This is a genomic window from Maribacter aquimaris (assembly GCF_014596745.1).
Classification (GTDB): domain Bacteria; phylum Bacteroidota; class Bacteroidia; order Flavobacteriales; family Flavobacteriaceae; genus Maribacter_A; species Maribacter_A aquimaris.
This window is the reverse complement of record NZ_JABTCF010000005.1, coordinates 110,855-130,419: the sequence shown is the minus strand read 5'-3', so window position 1 is coordinate 130,419 and position 19,565 is coordinate 110,855. Positions and strand designations below refer to the sequence as shown.

The window sequence follows — 19,565 nt, the reverse complement described above, 5'->3', positions numbered from 1 at the left end:
TTTTGGCCCATGGGGTTAATTAAATGAAAATTATGGGAGCACGAGGTATTTTGAGTTTTTTATGTTTGATTACCGGCGTACTTTGCTCGGCACAGGGCAACGACGTGGGATTTGTGGTACAACCGTATCTCCAGGATGCGGGCCCCGATAGGATGACTATTATGTGGGAGACTTCGGAAGGGGAGGAAAGTATCGTGGAATGGGGTGCATCACCCAAGTTGGGTAAAAAGCAATCGGGTATTTCATTCGATGTGAATTTTACCGATAACCGCCTCCATGAGGTCAAGATTACCGGCTTAAAACGTTTTACCGAATACTATTACAGGGTAAGGACGGGAAAATGGGTCTCCGATATTTTTCAGTTTAAGACACCGCCCTTTGCCAGTGACCACAAATCCTTCAATATGTTGGCCATGAGCGATATGCAAAGAGATCAACAGAATCCCGATAAGTTCAGCGAGATCGTCAATGAGGGAATCATTCCCTATTTGCATAAGGAATACGGCAAATCGGTGCCTGATAACCTCGCATTGGTGATGATACCTGGCGATTTGGTCGATCGGGGCTCTACCTATGAACAATGGCAGGATGAATTTTTCGGTCCGGCCCAAAAATTATTCGCGGAAGTACCGGTCTATCCGGTTTTGGGAAATCACGAACGCAATTCCACCTATTATTTTAAGTATTTCAGCCTTCCAAAGAACGGAACGCCGGCCTATGCAGAACATTGGTGGTATAAGGATTATGGCAATACACGTATCATCGGATTGAATTCGAATGATGGGTATCGCGATATAGGACTGCAATATGAATGGCTTGAAAAAGTGCTGGAGGAAACAGCCCAGAATGAAGATATCGATTTTGTATTTGCCCAACTGCACCATCCCCATAAATCGGAATTATGGATTCCCGGGGAAGAGGAATCCACAGGGAAGGTGGTTAAGATGTTGGAGAATTTCACCACATCGACAGGGAAGCCCAGTATTCACTTTTTCGGGCATACCCATGGGTACTCCCGCGGTCAGTCCAAAGACCATAAACATTTATGGGTCAATGTGGCTTCAGCCGGAGGCGCTATCGATAATTGGGGTGAATTTGAAGGTAGGGACTATGATGAGTTTACAGTGACACAGGATGAATACGGTTTTGTAATGGTTGAGGTCGATGGCAGCAAGGAACATCCAAAATTCACCCTAAAAAGAATAAGCCGGGGTAACGAAAATGTTTTTCGACAAAATGAACAGACCGATGAGATCACCATCTATGCGAAAGATCATCTACCGGAAACTCCAGCGGTAATTGCTCCCATTGACTCGGAAGTTCCCATTACCGGCGCCTTGTTGAAAGCGGGACCCTTTACCAGTACGTTTGCCGATGCCTATCATGCGGCCTCACATTGGCAAGTGTCCACAACCGCTGATTTCACTACTTTGGTTTTCGATAGCTGGAAACAATCGGAAAACTGGTATTATTTGGAAGATAGACAAAAAGGGGATGACCTAACCGATGAGCCTACCAACCGATTGAAGCCCAATGCCACCTATTTTTGGCGGGTGAGATACCGTGATCAGCATTTGAATTGGAGCCAATGGTCGCAAACAGCAACTTTTAAAACCAGTATGAAATGAGAAATATAGTAATGATCGCCTTTTTATTCCTACAATTGGGTGTATATGCCCAAAAGGACAATACCAAAGTAGTGCTGATTACCTTGGATGGTTTTCGTTGGCAGGAACTTTTTACGGGAGCCGATCCCTTATTGATCACCAATAAAACCTATGTACATGATACCACGGCATTAAAGGATAAATTTTGGAGGGAAACCGCCGAACAGCGCAGGGAGGCCCTTTTGCCTTTTGTATGGACCCAAATCGTTGATCAAGGACAGATACATGGCAATAGGGCCCTGGGCAGTACCGTGGATCTGACCAATCAAATGTGGTTTTCCTTTCCAGGGTACAATGAAATTTTAACCGGTAAGGCGGACGATATCCGTATAACCAGCAATAAAAAAGTCAATAATCCCAATACCACCTTTTTGGAAATTGCGAATAACGATGGGCGGTATAAGGGAAAGGTTGCTGCTTTTGGGAGTTGGGATGTCTTTCCGTTCATTATCAATGAAGAACGGTCGGGGGTACCCGTAAATGCTGGATTTGAATTGGCCAAAGGGAACAATCTTTCCGAGCGGGAACAATTCCTGAATGAATTGCAACCCAATGTTCCGAGTCCATGGAATTCTGTTCGCTTGGATGCCTTTACCCATCATTATGCCTTGGAGGAAATGAAGAAAAACCATCCCGAACTCTTGTATATAGCCTATGGGGAGACCGATGATTTTGCCCACGATGGGGATTATGAAGCCTACTTGAATTCAGCCCATACCACGGATGGGTTTATAAAAAAGCTATGGGAGTTTACCCAGCAGGATCCTTTTTATAAAGACCAAACCCTGTTTATTGTAACCACGGATCATGGTCGTGGCACCATGCCTTTGAAAACATGGAAAAGCCATGGGGATGAAATAGCCGGGTCTGGTAGTGTTTGGATGATACTTTTCGGGAAAGGTGTTTCCGATACAGGGGAGGTTGCCAAGGAAGAACAGTTGTATAGCAATCAGATTGCCCCAACCATTTTAAAAACATTGGATTTGAAGGTGCCTACAGGGGATATGCCCGGAAAAGTATTGGAAATAAAATAGGCTTGTCCATGGAAAGAATGAATCACTTGATTCAGGACTACAATGGCCCTCACATCAATTTGAATCCGTATTGGATACTATAACAAGCAACAGCAGACCAAAACGCTACCCATAAAAGGTAGCGTTTTGTGTTTCTATAGAGGGATGTAGGGTGCTCGGTTGTTGGATTTAGTGCAAAATAAGGGCTTTGTTGTTGGAATTTAGGGGGTTAGCGCAAAAAAATCAACACTTGTATTTAATTTTATGTTACATTTGCCAAAAAGCGAAATAAATAAGAAAAATACTACAATTTAAAATTATAGACTTACCACAATAGGAACTGCCAAATCGTTCGTAATAATTATATCGATATTGTAGGTTGGATATCATCGGCCTTCATCATATCCTAAAATTAGTTCACAGCTGATTTGAATGTGCCTTTTTACACTTTTGAAGGTTATGAAGATTGAAACAGTTTGCATTATTGATGATGATCCCATTTTTGTTTATGGAACAAAAGTTTTATTGAACCACAACTGCAGTTTTTGCACCACGGTCATTGTACATGAGAACGGACAGGAGGCTTTGGAGGATCTTACCTCAATGATCAATAAGGGCGAGCAATTACCTGATGTTATTTTCCTGGATTTGAATATGCCGGTTATGGATGGATGGGAATTCTTGGATGAATTTGTGAAACTACCCCTCGAAAATATCCCTAGGTTATATATTGTAAGCTCTTCGATAGATCAACGGGATATTGAAAAGGCCCATACCTATACTATTGTAAAGGATTTTATCGTGAAACCCTTGTCAGATGCCGTTCTTAGTGATCTGTTCAAGACCATAGAACAGGAGGACGCAGTTCAACCCCACGACAAATAATGTACTTCCACTTATTTATGTTCTAAACCAAGTTGTCGGGTTGTCCCTTCGCTATTTTTGGGGATATTTGGTAATAAAAAAACCACCCATAAGGTGGTTTTTAGAGTAGATCCATATACACCGTAGCCCGCTGTTTCTCGCTCCTAGAAAATTATTATTTAAAATAAAAAGCCCACCATAGCTCAGTTGCACTGAGCTATGGTGGGCGAAGGTGGAGCCGGAGGGAGTCGAACCCTCGTCCAAACAAGCAATTACAAAGCTTTCTACATGTTTAGTTTCCAATTGGTTTTCGATATGTACCTGACCGGAAACAGCCTAATACATACTTAGCTTCTTAAGATTTTGGTGGTAGTACCAAAGCGAATACTACCCTTATATCGACATTTATGGTGCTCCGGATTGAATCGCCGTCGACAGAGGCTATTCAGGAACATCTCGCTTCCCTACCTAGTAGGGACGAGGCTTATCCTACTATAATTCAGATTAAGCGGCAAGAGCGTAATTATTTTCGCCAATTAAAAGTGTGGAAAATGAGATTTACGAGCTGTATCCCAGCGCTCGACATGCTTACATTGCCATTGGTCTCGCTGTCAAAACCAGTCGGCCCCTTCAATGAGATAGGCTCGCAAAGCGAGCCGTTATCGAATTGAATCCTGACTGAGCCTTTAGGCGAACGTCAGGATCAAATGCATTCCCGAATTTTCATCAGGATTGGATTTTCCCATCTTTTTTTTCAATGAACTTTTTTCTGTCCCCCTTTCAAGGAACTATTTTGTTTTCTTTTCAAAAAACTTCTTCGGTTCCCTTTTCAAGGAACTTATTTTAGTTCCTTTCTTCCAAGAAACTGATTCAATCTACGTTCCTTTCTTCCAAAGAACCTTTTTCTGTTCCCTTTTCATTAAACTTAAACTGCTTCGAGAACCTCGTTTTCAAATGGTGAATCGAGGTTATCTGGGCGTTTCCTTCAATACCTACAAGGTTTTTAAAACCTTGCAGGATTTCAGGTCGGGCTTTCGGCAGTACACGGTACTCACCTCAATCCCTAACGCGGGCAGCAAAGATAACATTTATCTGGCAATGCCCGAAAAATTTGCGTACCCATACAATTCCACTTACATTAGAACAAATTTTATACCAATTACGATTTATGAGAATAGGAATCATTCAAGAACGTAAAAGCCCACCAGATAGGCGTGTGGTCCTGTCACCAAGGGCATGTCAAAAAGTCCTTTCCCATTATAAGGACGCTCAAATCGTGGTAGAACCTTCCCCCATTCGGGTTTTTACCGATGCCGAGTATCGCGATGCCGGTATTCAAGTAGCTTCCAAAATGCAAGAATGTGATGTTCTTTTGGGGGTAAAGGAAGTACCTATCAAAAACCTGATTCCCAATAAGAAATATTTTTTCTTTTCCCACACCATTAAAAAGCAGCCGTACAACAGAAACTTGTTACGGGCCATACTTGACAAGAATATCGAAATGTACGACCATGAGGTCATTACCAATGATAAAGGGGTGCGTTTGGTGGCCTTTGGTAGGTATGCCGGTATAGTGGGTGCCTATAATGGCTTTCGTGCCTACGGTTTAAAAAACAACTTGTATAAGATGCCGAAAGCGGAATTGGTGAAAGATCAGAAGGCTTTGATCGAGGAGTTGAACAAAATAACATTGCCCAATATAAAGATATTGCTTACCGGTAGGGGGAGGGTAGGTAATGGCGCCCGTGAAATGCTCGATGGTATGGGCTTGCGAAAAGTCAATGTCCATGAATATTTGGAGGAAGATTTTAAGGAGCCGGTATATTGCCAGATTGATGCCTCGGATTATAATAAACGAAAAGACGGTGTACGTGGTAATAAAGCCGATTTTTTCGCAAATCCAGAGGAGTATAGATCTAACTTTTTACGATTTACGAAAGTAACCGATTTCTTTATAGCCGGTCATTTCCATGGTGATGGGGCACCTTATCTTTTCACTCGGGATGACGCCAAACAACCGGAATTCAAGATAAACACCGTCGCTGATATCAGTTGTGATATTGATGGACCGGTAGCGAGCACCTTAAGGGCATCGACCATATCCGACCCCATTTACGGGTATGATCCCCAATCGGAATCCGAAACCGATTTTAGAAAAGAAAATGCCATAGCGGTTATGGCAGTGGACAACCTGCCAGCCGAACTGCCAAGGGATGCCAGTGGGGGGTTTGGGGAGGCTTTTGTAAAGCATGTGATTCCCGCATTCTTCAATAAGGATAAGGATGGGGTCCTGGAACGTGCCCGTATGACACAAAACGGAAAATTGACCGAACGTTATGCTTATCTACAGGATTATGTGGATGGGAAGTGAATATGGTCAAGTTCATAGGTGCGTCAACCGGAATTTGAACGTTTAAAAGGTATTGGGTATTTTTATGATAGATTCGATCATAGCGTACGTTTTTTCGGAATGGTGGTTAACTTTCATGTTTACCTTCCTGTTTTTTTCAGTACTATACTTTGGGGGGATTTTCCTGATGCGGAACCTTTTGAATATTTTAAAAGAGAAGAATGTTCTTCGTCCCATTGTTGATTACAAAAAAGCTGGACAAGAAAAGGTTGAGATCAAAAACGCTATGGTGAGTATATTGATATTCGCCCTGCAGGCCATTCCCCTGCAAATATTGTATCAACATGGGGCCGTACAATTTGCTCATACAGGAACTTTGAACCTACTTTGGGAAATTCCTGTTTTGTTCCTTTGGAACGAAATCTATTTTTATGCCAGTCATTGGCTCCTGCACCGGAAATGGTTTTTTATGAAAGTGCATTACAAGCATCATGAATCCCGGGAACCCACCTTATATTCGGTATATAGTTTTCATTGGTTCGAGGCTTTTCTCTTAGGCGCCGTTATTTTTATACCAATACTTGTTTATTCCTTCCATATCATATCCATATTAAGTTTGCCGATAATGAGCATCTTGCTCAACTTTTTAGGCCATTGGAACCATGAAACGGAAACGTCCAAAAACCCCGATTATTTGGGTAGATTTACATTCAGACATACGATGCACCATAAATGGAGTAAAGGTAATTTCGGTTTTATGCTGCCCTATCTGGATATGTGCTTTAAAACAACGACACCGAAAAATAAAATGAAATGAGTAGACCTGTTTACATAAACGCCATTGGCAAATTTTTACCAGGGAATCCTATAGATAACGATGAGATGGAGAACTATCTAGGGATGATCAATGGCAAACCATCGCGAAGCAAAAGTAGGATGCTGGCCCAAAACGGTATCAAGAACCGTTATTATGCCTTGGGCAAGGACCAAGAAACTACAGAATCGGTAGCAGGTATGGCCGTAAAGGCCATAAATGAATGTTTGCAAAAAAGTACAATCGATAAAGAAGCCATTCAATTTTTGAGTGCAGCCACGACACAAGGGGATCTTCCCATTCCCGGTTTTGCAAGCATGGTGCACGGGGAATCCGAATTGCCGATTTGTGGCATAGCCAGTCATCAAAGTGTCTGCGCCGCAGGTATGATGGCCATTAAAAATGCATTTATGCATGTAGGCTCCGGTGAAGTGGATAATGCGGTCGCCTGTGCGGGGGAACTTGCAAGTAGAATGTTTAAGGCACAACGTTTCGAAAATCAGGATTTAGTCTCCGAAAAAGGGTCACTTCCCTTGGAAACGGACTTTTTAAGATGGATGCTTTCCGATGGGGCCGGTGCCTTTTTACTACAGGACAAACCTAAAAAGGACGCATTTTCCCTAAAAATGGAATGGATAGAACTGAAATCGCATGCGACACTTTTTGAGCCTTGTATGTATGCGGGAATGAACAAGAACGATGAAGGCGGACAGGGGAAATCATGGATCGATTATAAAAATTTTACAGCGGCCGATAAGGCTGGGGCGATCAATCTTAAGCAAGATATTCGTCTGGTGAACAATATCGTGGGCTTGGGGGTTCAACATTTTTTTCAATTGATAGATGAAGGGAAGGTAGATCCCAAAAATTTGGATTGGTTTCTCTGTCACTATTCCTCGGAATATTTTAAGCAACCGATACTGGACCTATTGCAAAAGGGCGGTGTCGAAATTCCCGAGGAAAAATGGTTTACCAATCTGCATACAAAAGGTAATACAGGGTCGGCCTCTATCTTTATAATGCTTGAAGAGCTATTGTACAACAAAGACCTTAAAGATGGCCAAAAGATTCTTTGTATGGTTCCTGAGAGTGGTCGGTTTATTACTTCGTTTATGATGCTGACGGTGGTGGAGGGAACCAGCGCTAAGAAAGAGTTGCCTTTGATGTACGAAGATGAAATTTTGGCCCCCTCGATTTCGACTCAAGGAAAACCCATACAAGAAGGGTTGGTCAGGGGGTTGACTTCTGTCTGGGTGGATTTTGAAAACGACCTTCGCAGGGTGCCGATTATTAAGAAGATATATAACGGTACGATCACACTTGAGGAATATCGACTCTTATTGTTCAACCTTCGACACCAAGTGGTCGACGGATCCCAATGGATTGCCAGAGCCGCCTCGAACGTGAGTATGGAATATTTCGATGTACGGTCTTCCTTTATTTCCCATTCAAGGGATGAACACCGTGATTATCAAATGCTGGAAAAAAATTATATCAACTGTGGAGGATCAAAAGAGGAACTCTACAGTGGGGAGAAAAATATCGGAAGTGAAGCACTGAGTGCTTTCATGTTCCATACCGCAAGTAAACCAAACCCCTTTGATCTGCTAGGGGCCATGTTCATTATTGAAGGGCTCGGTAACAGAATCGCTGGTAAATGGGGTAGGGCAGTACAACAATTATTACATTTGAATGATGATCAGGTTTCCTTTTTTACCTATCACGAGATTAGCGATAGCAACGAAAACCATTTTGAGCGTTTTGAAAATGCGATAAATTCAGATGCCTTGACCCAAGAGTTGGCAAATAAAATACTGAAGACCGCCAAGGTCGTTGCCAAATTGTATCGTATGCAATTGAAGGAAATCGGTAACTATTGAAAAAATGACCTATGCTGCATAAGAGTGAGTATTTTGAGAATATGAAAAATGACCCGAGGGATCCCAGTCATTGGCATACGCTTTATCTAGATAAAAGTATTCCTTTCAGTGCGGACGCCAAAGCGGCTTTTCTTTATGATTCGGGTAGGAAGTCAAGACAATTTCTGTTGCCCTTCGTAAGGGTGATGTCTAGGTTCTTTATCATTTTGATGCAACTTTTCAAGGCCATTTCCCCAAATCTCATAAATGCTCCGAAATTGTTGCACAAATCGTTGTACCTAGGTATGAAATACATGGTTAGTCCGGAAGCTAATTATCTGATATTAAGGCATTTTTACCTGGGTTCGGAAATATTGAAGTTTATAAAGGACAATGTCAAGGGCGCTGGGGAAATACCCATGAATCCGCTAAAACCACTGTCAGTGAATGAAGTAAAGGATGACCTGTTCCTGGAGCATGACCTGAATCTGTATAATTTTATCATCAATCTTAATGCAGCTATTGCTGAAAAAGGATTGAAAGTGGAAAAAGTTGACCGACCTGATTTTAGTGCGCTGACCGAAGGGGAAATACCTTTCGAGGATTTTAGGGACAAATGGTCCAATTTCATGGATTTGTCCACGGCTATTGAGATATTCACTCCGGTCTATCAGTTTTTCCTGACCGACAATGATTTTTGGAGGGCCAGTAATTCATTGCAACTAGATGAGGTCATTGGAATCTATGCGACAACAATAATGGATTGTCCCGAAAAATTGATCGGACTCAATAACAAGCATCCTATGATTCCCTTGCCTACGTACGGAGCTGCTTTTCGTCTTACTTTGCATGGACTCTCAACAGAGATTTTGCATGCCCTATTGGTCGATGCGAAAAAGAAGATGACCCAAGATCCTGTGGCTGTCTGAAATTTACCCTACCGCAGGGTGGCAAGTTGATTTTTATTAGATGGATTATTGATTGGTCCAGTCGATTCTCTTGGAAGTGAACATAACGATTGCCAAGATTATGAACAAACCTATGCTTCCTACCAATAGCGCATAATTCTCCAATTGAATGATTACGAAGATAAAAGCATATAATGCCGACAATGAGCCCAAAACCAGTAAAGGGAATTTTTTGTTTTTCAAAATAGTTTTAGAGTACGCGGTAATCAAACCTACGACTGCTATACCTGCGATAAAATAAGCCAGTAGAAAGTTTTGATGTTCAGATATAGATATCAATAAGGTATAGAACATTACCAACGCCAAACCGATCATGAAATACTGAAAAGGATGGATGGGGATTTTACTGATTATTTGAATCAAAAGAAATACCAATAAGGTTAGTCCAATGATCAGGATACCATATTTGCTGGTTCGTTCTGTTTTTTGATAGTCATCTATAGGGATTATCAAACTGGTGCCAAAGGCGAATTTATTTAAGTTGGGTAGGTTGTTAAAGAACTGCTGTCCAAATTGCCGGTTCGTTTCAAGTACGGTCCAATGAGCCTCAAATCCTTGATTTGTAATTTTCTTGGTTTCGTCGTTGGGAAGGTAGTTTCCATTGAAACTAGGGGAATGCCAATCCGAATACATACTTACCGAGGTTTCAGCCCCAACAGGCACAAAACGAAGGGCCTCACTACCATTTATTTTTATTTTTAGTGAGAAGTTTGAATCACCATTGCCTTTCAATTGGTCTTTTATGAACCCGGATTCCAAGGTGCTCATATAGGCTTCATCGAATTTAGGTTTTAAAGTATGATCTTTTTGATTCATCGATATTCGTATTTCATTTCGAATACCTTTGAGATTTGAAGTTTGTAAAAGAAGTGTGGCCTTTTCCCAATCAATATCTTCTTTAGGTATATCGGTAGTAGAAAAGTCGAACTCGGAAAATGTTCCTTCCATTGTGATATCAGAGGAGTAAACTACGGTTTCATAAATGCCACGTTCTAGTTGTTTGGTGTTTACATTAGAGTTAATGTCAAGTGTTTTGGGGAGTAAATAGGCATGGTTCAAGACCTCTTTGTAGTTCTTCATGAAGGTTTTTGTCTTCTCATCAAAGATCTTTTCTTCAGTATAGGTTTTATAAGGTACTTTGATAATAGGGCCATTTAATATAACCTCGTTACCCCATTTTTCATTGATTTCTTCAATTACTTCAACTTGTCTGGTTTCACGTTCGCGAATTAAATCCTTGACAAATCCAAGGGGAATAAGAAGAATAAGAAAAATGAATCCGACCACTAACATTCTAGCCGAGATACTTGTTCTGAACCAATTTCCGATTTTTTGCTTTTTTGTTTCCATATTTTATATTTGAAAGTACTTTGAAAAACAAAGTAAATTGATAAAAAAATTATCCGTGTTGTTTAATTATTTGTTCAAGGGCATTGATATGTTTCTGAAAAGCTTTTCTACCCAAAGGGGTAATGGCATATTTTGTATTGGGTTTTTTGCCGATAAAGGATTTTTCAATTTTTATGTACTCCGCATTTTCCAAAGTTTTGGTATGACTGGCCAAGTTTCCATCGGTGACGTTTAACAATTCCTTTAATCCGTTGAAATCAACATATTCATTCACCATCAGTATAGACATGATGCCCAGCCGTATCCGATGATCAAAAAGCTTATTGATGTTATCAATGAGACCCATTTATTTTTTTTCTTCTAAAAAGTAAACCATACTCCCATAAATGATGTGTAAAATGCCGAATCCTGCCACCCAAAACAAAAGTCCATATCCAGGCAAGGCTGCACAGATCAATCCAAGGATGATTTCAGAATATCCCAAATACTTTACGTTTCCCAAGGTGTATTTAGAGGCATTTACCAAAGCCAGGCCATAAAATATAAGCATCAGTGATGCCGTAAGTCCATAATGTTGGCTATTTAGTTTTATAATAATATAGATACCTCCTGTAAGAAGAGGGATCAAGAAATTGACCAATAGGTTTCTTGTGGTCATATCCCATATAGCTTCCTTGTTTTTTTTGGCTTTTCTGGTGGTCAGGAGAAATGCGGTTATAATACTTAATGCTGCAACAGCCAAGAGAATGGCAATAAGGTATCTGAATTTATAACTATGTAAGGTTACATATTCCCCACTTTCCGGCATTACAAAGATATAGGCCAGTATTGCTCCGGTTATCGCATATAGGCCCGCCAGTATTCCCGATAGGCCACTAAGGGATATAAATCGGGAAGAACGGGTCATGAGAGCTTTAATCTCCGTTATATCATCAAGGTATTTTTTTGATTCCATTTTAAAAGTACTTTGAAAAACAAAGTTAGTATTTATTTCGAGGATTCCTAATTATTCTTTTAATCAGATACAGAGGAAGTGGCATGGGATACTAATTGCAGGGGGTAGTATGGTTACTGTTTTAGTCGGATGGGTAATTTGGGGACAAATAGGAATGGAATTTATTCAACTACAACAACATCAGTTTATCTTCTTTGTTTGATTTACCGTGAACGTTTTTAATTCCCGCATATGGATTGCACCTGTTTTATATTGAAGTTTGATGAAAGGATATAGTACAATGGGTACATGGATGGTTGTGGAATACGGAAATCAAGAACACTTATACTTTTAGATGGGGTTTTACGTTAATTACAAAATGTTAAATCCCTGATCATGAAAAAAATAGTATTGCTTTTACTGTTAACTGTTGTTGGACTAGGTTGTTCCAGTGACGAAGAAAATGATTCGGAAGGCATTAAGGATCAAGTATTGACAGGTACCGTACAGGGAAAGCCATTTACCTTTAAGGGAGGGAAAGCCTTTAATACGACTACTTTTGATGATGAACCCGGTATTAGCCTTAATCTTACGAATGTTCTAGCCGATTGCGATGATTCGATTTTTGATTTTGAATTAAGAATTGGTGCAGTTGTCCCCAATAGGGTAGGTGTTTTTAAGGATATAAATATCGTTGACCAAGATGGGGACGATATACCTTTCAATAATATCGATAACACTGTGGAGATAATTGCATTGAGTGCTACAGAGATTACCGGAAAAATGAAATTGAACCGGTCAGCGAGCTCCATAGCGGAAGAAAGCATTTTTGAGGGCTCTTTTATACTGCCCATCTGTGAATAAGGGCAATGGAAAGCGATAATTCAGGGAAAAACGCCTTTTGCCATTTATTACCATTTAATGTTGACAGGGTATAGTGGATATGCCTTTCAGTAGCCAACAACCAATCAATCCAACCTTCATCCTTGTACCATTGTAGGTAACCATTGCTAAGCGAATCAGAATCCTTGTATTTTTTCCGAATTTCATCCAATTTCAGCTTCATATCGCTCTGGATCTTGGCATATTCAGGAGTATCATAAACATTGTTGGTTTCAGTGGGGTCTTTTTCCCGATCGTACAATTCCCATTCATCCACATCGTAATAAAAATGGATCAACTTGTACTTTTTTGTAGCAATACCGTAATGTCTTTTTACGGCATGTTCGGCCGGGTATTCATAGTAATGGTAATACACGGCATCACGGTCCCATTTTTCCTTTTGGCCCATTAGTAAAGGGACGAGGCTTTCACCTTGCATATCGTTGGGGGGTATTACGCCCGCAATCTCCAGAAAGGTCTGGGCAAAATCCAAATTTTGTACCATTTCATCCGACGTGGTCCCAGGGGTGATTTCATTGGGCCACCTAATCAACAAAGGCGTTTTGAATGATTCGTCGTACATAAAACGTTTGTCGAACCAACCGTGCTCCCCCAAATAAAAGCCTTGGTCCGAAGTATAAACGACAATGGTATTGTCAGAAAGTTTTTCATCATCAAGGTAATCCAATAAACGACCGACATTTTCGTCAACGGCTGCAATGGTTCCTAAATAATCCTGCATGTAGCGTTGGTATTTCCAAACCATAAGGGTCGAATCGTTCATGGTCGGATAAGCATTTTTGAATTCCTCGTTTATCGGGTTGTATATGGCGTCCCAGGCGGCTTTCTGGGTGGGGTTCATTCTTTCCAAGGGGTCGTGCAATTTACGGTCTTCAATCTGTAACTCCTCTATAATCCCAGGAAGGACTTTGTTGTCGTAATTCAAGACCATATGGTTCAAAATATTCATCTCGGCCGTTTTGGCCGCTTCACCACGTGTTTTATAATCATCGAACAGGGTTTCGGGCAATGGAAAGGTCTTTTGGGTGAATTCCTTGTAGTGCCGTTCGGCCGGCAACCATGATCGATGTGGGGCTTTGTGCAAGTACATCAATAGAAAAGGTTGGTCAGGGTTTCTTCGTTTCTTTAGCCAGTCCAAGGTCAAGTCGGTAATAATATCGGTAACATACCCCGTAATCGTCGTATCGCCCTTTGAAGTGATGAACGTTGGGTTGTAGTAATCTCCCTGTCCGGGAAGTATCTTAAATTCATCAAATCCTTTCGGGTTATTGCCAAAATGTAGTTTTCCGAACATGGCGGTCTGGTAGCCCGATTCTTGGAGAATTTGGGGAAAGGTGACATTGGTGGTGTCAAAAGGGGAGCGATTGTCGATTTTCCCATTCATGTGCGAATGTTTTCCTGTCAGGATTACGGCACGTGATGGAGCGCAAATGGAGTTGGTGACACAGGCATTGCTGAATAGCATACCCTCATCGGCAATCCGATCGATGTTCGGCGTTTGTATCAGTTTGTCACTGTACGCACTTATGGCTTGGTACGCATGGTCATCGGACATGATAAAGACGATATTGGGTCTTTTTGTCTTGGATGTATCCGTTTTAGGTTCTTTACAGGCATTTGTATGAAAGATAAAAAGTATTAAGATCGAATAGGCGTTAATACGTTTCATAGGCTGGTTTAATAGGTGCCCCAATGTAAGTAATTTGTATTATTTTAGAGCGTTCACGGTCTTACGAAGTGCCACTAAATTGGTCAATAATTTTTCCAAATGGTCTAAATGCAGCATATTGGCCCCATCGCTTTTGGCATTGGCGGGATCAAAATGTGTTTCTAGAAAGAGTCCGTCTACCCCGGTGGCAATACCTGCCCGGGCAATGGTCTCTATCATATCGGGTCTACCTCCTGTAACTCCGGAAGATTGGTTGGGTTGTTGCAAGGAGTGTGTCACATCCAAGACTACAGGGGCATATTGTTTCATAGTGGGGATTCCCCGAAAATCAACGATCATATCCTGATACCCGAACATGGTGCCCCGATCGGTAAGCATAACTTGCCCATTCCCCGAATCCGTAACTTTCTTAACGGCGTGTTGCATGCTTTCCGGACTCATGAACTGTCCCTTTTTCAAGTTCACCACCCTGCCTGTTTGGGCTGCTGCCACTACCAAATCGGTCTGGCGAACCAAAAAAGCGGGAATCTGTAAGACATCGACATATTCGGCCGCCATTTGGGCATCTGATATTTCGTGGATGTCGGTTACCGTAGGCACCTTGAAAGTCTCCGATACCTTACGCAAAATCTTTAGCGCTTTTTCATCGCCTATACCGGTAAAGGAATCTACACGACTGCGATTGGCTTTTTTGAAACTTCCTTTGAAAACATAAGGGATTTCCAGCTTATCGGTTATCGTTACGACCTTTTCGGCTATGCGCAAAGCCATATCCTCACCTTCAATAGCGCAGGGACCGGCAAGTAGAAAGAAATTGCTGTTTGTGGTATATTTTAATTGTGGAATTTCGTCAAGTTTCATGGCGTATGGATTTTCGGTCCAAAGATACGGGTTTTTGGTGCTAAATAATCTTGATTGAACTCTCTCAGAATCAATTAAATAAGAATTAAGGTTCTTTTGTGACGAACTACAAAAAATAGCAGTATCTTTGCGCGCTGAAAATAGCCAAGCTATTAAATAAAAGTTATGTCAACAAAGAATATCGCGATAATCGCACACGTAGACCACGGTAAGACCACCTTGGTGGATAAAATTATGCATCATTGTCACCTATTTAGGGACAATCAGGACACAGGTGACCTGATTTTGGACAATAATGATTTGGAACGTGAACGTGGAATTACCATTGTTTCAAAAAATGTTTCGGTAGTCTATAAGGGTTCCAAGATCAATATTATCGATACCCCTGGTCACGCCGATTTTGGTGGTGAGGTGGAGCGTGTATTGAACATGGCCGACGGTGTGTTGTTGTTGGTTGATGCTTTTGAAGGGCCTATGCCACAAACGCGATTTGTATTGCAAAAGGCTATCGACCTTGGTTTGAAACCTTGTGTGGTGATCAACAAGGTAGATAAGGAAAATTGCACCCCTGAGGAAGTGCATGAAAAGGTTTTTGATTTGATGTATGAATTGGGTGCCGAGGAATGGCAATTGGATTTTCCAACAATTTATGGTTCAGCCAAGAATAACTGGATGAGCGATGATTGGAGAAATGAAACAGATTCCATTGAGCCGTTATTGGATATGGTGGTTGAACATATACCCACATTTGAACCTAAAGAAGGGAATACCCAACTGCTGATTACCTCATTGGACTTTTCTTCCTTTACGGGTAGGATCGCGATCGGTAGGTTGCAGCGGGGAAGCCTAAAGGAAGGACAACAGATTTCTTTGGTAAAACGCGATGGTAGTATCGTAAAATCAAGAATAAAGGAATTATTTACTTTCGAAGGCCTTGGAAGATTAAAGGTTAAAGAAGTAATAACCGGTGATATCTGTGCGATTGTAGGTCTTGAAGGTTTTGAAATAGGGGATACCATTGCCGATTTTGAAAATCCTGAAGCCTTAAAAACAATTGCTATTGATGAGCCTACCATGAGTATGCTTTTTACCATTAACGATAGTCCGTTTTTCGGGAAGGACGGTAAATATGTGACTTCAAGACATATCAAGGAGCGTCTGGAAAGGGAATTGGAAAAGAATTTGGCTCTACGTGTTGAAGAAACCAATAGTGCCGATAAGTTTATGGTTTTTGGCCGTGGGGTATTGCACCTTTCGGTATTGATAGAGACCATGAGAAGGGAAGGCTACGAATTGCAGATTGGACAACCCCAAGTAATCATCAGGGAGATCGATGGTGTTAAATGTGAGCCTGTTGAACGATTGACGATAGACTTGCCAGACGAAGTTTCCGGTAAAGCTGTAGAAATGGTTTCCATTCGTAAAGGGGAAATGACCAGTATGGAAGCTAGAGGTAACCGTATGCATTGTGAGTTCATTATTCCATCAAGGGGTATCATAGGGTTGCGTAACCAATTATTGACCGCCACAGCGGGTGAGGCAATTATGGCGCATAGATTCTTTGAGTATCAGCCTATGAAAGGCGATGTGCCACAAAGACAAAATGGATCTTTGGTTTCTATGGAGACAGGTAAGGCCATTCCTTACTCTATTGATAAATTACAGGATAGGGGTAAGTTTTTTGTAGATCCGGGAGAAGATATCTATGAAGGACAGGTTATTGGTGAAAATTCACGTGGTGATGATATGACCATCAATATCACCAAGACCAAAAAAATGTCTAACGTACGTTCCTCAGGAGCTGATGATAAGGCTAAAATTGTGCCTGCCATTAAATTCTCTTTGGAAGAGGCCTTGGAATATATTCAAAAGGATGAATATGTTGAGGTGACCCCAAAATTCTTGAGATTGCGTAAAATATATTTGACAGAAGTGGATCGTAAGCGTAATAAGACCGCTTAGAACTACTTGATGTTATTCTATAAGAAAAAAGGCTCTGATGATACCGTCAGGGCCTTTTTATTGCTATAATTTGAAAGATAATAGGATGGGTTGCGACTGAATTCCTTAAATAGTAAATGATTTCTATGAAAGTAATGATAACGGGTATGTTGGCAATGGTAACTTTACTGTCTTCATGTAAGGAACAATCCAAAGAAGAAAAGCAGGAGGTACAGGAAACCAATCAGGTAATGGCTCAAGATTATACGATTCCCGGATCCTGGGTCGATAACCGTGTTTCTAAAGCGAAAGCTAGACTGGAAACGTCCGATGCGGGGAAAATTGTTTGGGCGGCTATGGAAGCACATGGCGGTTTAAAAAATTGGTATGGTAATGGGGCGTTATCCTTTCGTTTCAATTATCAGCCTATAGATGGTAAAACAGCCCGCGACAGTTATCAGGTGGTCGATGTATGGCGTAATAAGGCCGTTCATACGAGTGTTACCGATAGTACGGCTAAATATGGTTGGGATGGCAAAACCGCTTGGGTTGTGGCGAAAGATTCCACGGCCTTTGTATATGATACCAAGTTCTGGGCATTGACCCCCCTATATTTAATGGGACACCCATTTGTTTTGGATGGGGAAGGTGTGAATTTGGAATTGTTGCCCGAAGTGACCTATAAGAACAAGATCAATGATGTTGTAAAGGTAACTTTCGAAGCAGGTACGGGAGATGCTCCGGATGATTATTATATTTTGCAATTTGATAAAGAAACACATTTATTGACAGCAAACAGATACATTGTTTCTTATCCGGAATATTTTAAAGATGGCGGTCACAATCCCGAAAAATTCATGGAAGTTGGGGAGCTGATCGATGTAAGTGGCGTACTATTGCCTAAAGAATTGAAAACCCATTGGACGACAAAAGAGGGTAAGCCAGGTGAGTACGTTACCCAAATTGACATTTCCGATATCCATTTTGTGAAAGATATCGAGGACGATTTCTTTGCGGTTCCTGAAAACGCAATTATAAAAAAAGGCCTTTAAATAGGCCTTTTTTTATGGATTGATTTGTTTTTATTCCTTTACAAAGTCTTTCGGGGCATGGTGCATGGCGGCTGATGCAGCACCGATAATGCCCGCTTCATTGCGTAGTTCGGCAGGAATTACGGGAGTGCCGATAGTAATGCACTGTTTAAATTGATTGAATTTTTTAGAAGTACCACCACCTAATATGATCAGGTCTGGTGAAACAAGTAGTTCTACAAGTCCCAAAAAGGTATTAAAGCGTTTTCCCCATTTTTCATAGCTGAGTTCTTCACGCTCCTTAGCGGCAGCACTAGCCCATGACTCGATTTTTTTGAACTTTTTATAGGGTATTTGGCCGAGTTCGAAATTGGGGATGAGTTCTCCGTCCAAGAAGGCCCCACTGCCAAGTCCGGTGCCAATGGTAATCATGATTACCAGGCCTAATTTTCCTTTGCCAATACCGTAATTCATGGTGGCATACCCCGCGGCATCGGCATCATTGATGACCGTTACGGGTAGACCCGTAGCCTCGGCAAACAATTCCTGCACATTTAAGCCCAGCCATTTCTTATGTAGGTTCCCAGGTGATTTACAGTAGCCATTTTTTATCACTGTCGGGAAGCCTACGCCTATCGGTCCTTTGTGATTGAAATGTTGCACAAGTTCATTGACCACGATGGCCATTTCCTTGGGTTTCCTAGAAGGTGGGGTCGGTATACGATGCCGTTCTGTCAGCATTTCACCCGTAAGTGAATCAACCAATGCACCTTTTATTCCAGAACCTCCAATATCAATACCAAGAACTACCATTTTTATTTTTTACGTTTCACTCGCAAAGTAATAAAAAGAATCGGGGATAGGAAAAGAGCTTTGCTGGAAATTGATTTGAATGGGGATTTTAGAAAAACCTTTATAAAAAAATAAGGGGCCCAAGGCCCCTTATGATTATTGTTTCAATTTTAATCCGGTAATGGTGTTCACACTGATTTCCTCATCAAGGTCATCAGTTTCAGTCTCGGAAGTATAGGTAATGATAAAGGTTTGCCCTTTGTATTTGGCATCGGAAAGGTCAAAGTTGTTAAGGGCCTCTTCACTAATATGCTGAAATTCATTTGAAAAGCCGTCAGCATCGGTGAAATAGTAAATTCCGTCTTCAATGCCATCAAAGGTGGCGGTCATTTTTTCTGTTTCTTGAAGGGTTGCACCACCAAGGTTGGAGACGATTAAAAACAAGGTTATAAAAAGTGTTTTCATAATAATGGGTATTACATAATGAATAAATGATTAATAAAAAGAGAATCGAATGCTATTGAAGGTTAAACATCATTCCGGAAGTCC

At 41.2% G+C, this 19,565-nt stretch carries 17 protein-coding genes and 1 other RNA gene; 10 read left to right on the top strand and 8 right to left on the bottom strand.

Annotated features, from left to right (window positions below):
- Positions 1-32 precede the first annotated feature (32 nt).
- From HPE56_RS09805 to HPE56_RS09795, 3 genes are all read left to right on the top strand, one after another.
- Positions 33-1,628 (top strand): fibronectin type III domain-containing protein, encoded by a 1,596-nt coding sequence (locus tag HPE56_RS09805; RefSeq protein ID WP_223170263.1) that lies wholly within the window; start codon positions 33-35, stop codon positions 1,626-1,628.
- Positions 1,625-2,701: an alkaline phosphatase family protein gene (locus HPE56_RS09800; RefSeq protein ID WP_188243599.1), complete on the top strand. Its 1,077-nt coding sequence runs from the start codon at positions 1,625-1,627 to the stop codon at positions 2,699-2,701. The genes HPE56_RS09805 and HPE56_RS09800 overlap by 4 nt, the downstream gene beginning before the upstream one ends.
- 438 nt (positions 2,702-3,139) lie before the next feature.
- Positions 3,140-3,565 (top strand): response regulator, encoded by a 426-nt coding sequence (locus HPE56_RS09795; protein ID WP_223170262.1) that lies wholly within the window; start codon positions 3,140-3,142, stop codon positions 3,563-3,565.
- Positions 3,566-3,774: 209 nt separating this feature from the next.
- On the opposite strand, the gene ssrA is transcribed toward HPE56_RS09795, so the two are convergent.
- Positions 3,775-4,173: a transfer-messenger RNA gene (ssrA, locus tag HPE56_RS09790) on the bottom strand.
- 539 nt (positions 4,174-4,712) lie between these two features.
- Between ssrA and HPE56_RS09785 the strand changes: the two genes are divergently transcribed.
- The 4 genes from HPE56_RS09785 to HPE56_RS09770 all read left to right on the top strand — a co-directional run bounded on the left by HPE56_RS09785 (position 4,713) and on the right by HPE56_RS09770 (position 9,496).
- Positions 4,713-5,915 carry an NAD(P)-dependent oxidoreductase gene (locus tag HPE56_RS09785; protein ID WP_188243597.1) on the top strand — a complete coding sequence of 401 codons (1,203 nt, stop codon included), beginning with the start codon at positions 4,713-4,715 and terminating at the stop codon, positions 5,913-5,915.
- A 178-nt stretch (positions 5,916-6,093) separates the two neighbouring features.
- Entirely contained in the window at positions 6,094-6,711 is a 618-nt protein-coding gene (locus HPE56_RS09780) for a sterol desaturase family protein (protein ID WP_188243596.1), read from the top strand.
- On the top strand, positions 6,708-8,588 hold the full coding sequence (locus HPE56_RS09775) for a beta-ketoacyl-ACP synthase III (RefSeq protein WP_188243595.1): 1,881 nt from the start codon (positions 6,708-6,710) through the stop codon (positions 8,586-8,588). Before HPE56_RS09780 ends, HPE56_RS09775 begins: the two co-directional genes overlap by 4 nt.
- A gap of 11 nt (positions 8,589-8,599) precedes the next feature.
- The gene (locus HPE56_RS09770) at positions 8,600-9,496 is read left to right on the top strand and encodes a DUF6999 family protein (RefSeq protein ID WP_188243594.1); all 897 of its coding nucleotides are present in this window, start codon (positions 8,600-8,602) and stop codon (positions 9,494-9,496) included.
- A gap of 45 nt (positions 9,497-9,541) precedes the next feature.
- Here the strand turns inward: HPE56_RS09770 and creD are convergent, their stop codons facing one another.
- From creD to HPE56_RS09755, 3 genes are read right to left on the bottom strand one after another with little or no spacing between them, the layout of a single operon-like run.
- A complete protein-coding gene (gene creD, locus HPE56_RS09765; RefSeq protein WP_188243593.1) occupies positions 9,542-10,885 on the bottom strand; it encodes a cell envelope integrity protein CreD in 1,344 nt (447 codons plus the stop codon).
- A gap of 49 nt (positions 10,886-10,934) precedes the next feature.
- Positions 10,935-11,231, bottom strand: a complete 297-nt coding sequence (locus HPE56_RS09760) for a winged helix-turn-helix domain-containing protein (protein WP_188243592.1) — start codon at positions 11,229-11,231, stop codon at positions 10,935-10,937.
- The gene (locus HPE56_RS09755) at positions 11,232-11,840 is read right to left on the bottom strand and encodes a hypothetical protein (protein WP_188243591.1); all 609 of its coding nucleotides are present in this window, start codon (positions 11,838-11,840) and stop codon (positions 11,232-11,234) included.
- 375 nt (positions 11,841-12,215) lie between these two features.
- Here HPE56_RS09755 and HPE56_RS09750 point away from each other — a divergent pair, with 375 nt between their 5' ends.
- Complete coding sequence (locus tag HPE56_RS09750; RefSeq protein WP_188243590.1) at positions 12,216-12,683, top strand: hypothetical protein; 468 nt, start codon at positions 12,216-12,218, stop codon at positions 12,681-12,683.
- Here HPE56_RS09750 and HPE56_RS09745 read toward each other — a convergent pair.
- Together HPE56_RS09745 and kdsA are read right to left on the bottom strand one after the other, a co-directional pair.
- On the bottom strand, positions 12,661-14,391 hold the full coding sequence (locus HPE56_RS09745; RefSeq protein WP_188243589.1) for a sulfatase family protein: 1,731 nt from the start codon (positions 14,389-14,391) through the stop codon (positions 12,661-12,663). The two genes, HPE56_RS09750 and HPE56_RS09745, sit on opposite strands and share 23 nt — an antisense overlap.
- Positions 14,392-14,430: 39 nt before the next feature.
- Complete coding sequence (kdsA, locus tag HPE56_RS09740) at positions 14,431-15,252, bottom strand: 3-deoxy-8-phosphooctulonate synthase (RefSeq protein ID WP_188243588.1); 822 nt, start codon at positions 15,250-15,252, stop codon at positions 14,431-14,433.
- Between the two features lie 165 nt (positions 15,253-15,417).
- Between kdsA and typA the strand changes: the two genes are divergently transcribed.
- Both typA and HPE56_RS09730 read left to right on the top strand, forming a co-directional pair.
- Positions 15,418-17,214 carry a translational GTPase TypA gene (gene typA, locus HPE56_RS09735; protein ID WP_188243587.1) on the top strand — a complete coding sequence of 599 codons (1,797 nt, stop codon included), beginning with the start codon at positions 15,418-15,420 and terminating at the stop codon, positions 17,212-17,214.
- A gap of 125 nt (positions 17,215-17,339) precedes the next feature.
- Entirely contained in the window at positions 17,340-18,245 is a 906-nt protein-coding gene (locus HPE56_RS09730; protein WP_188243586.1) for a hypothetical protein, read from the top strand.
- A 30-nt stretch (positions 18,246-18,275) separates the two neighbouring features.
- Here HPE56_RS09730 and ppgK read toward each other — a convergent pair whose 3' ends face one another.
- Entirely contained in the window at positions 18,276-19,037 is a 762-nt protein-coding gene (gene ppgK, locus HPE56_RS09725) for a polyphosphate--glucose phosphotransferase (protein WP_188243585.1), read from the bottom strand.
- Positions 19,038-19,172: 135 nt separating this feature from the next.
- Positions 19,173-19,481: a hypothetical protein gene (locus tag HPE56_RS09720; protein ID WP_188243584.1), complete on the bottom strand. Its 309-nt coding sequence runs from the start codon at positions 19,479-19,481 to the stop codon at positions 19,173-19,175.
- Positions 19,482-19,565: the final 84 nt, after the last annotated feature.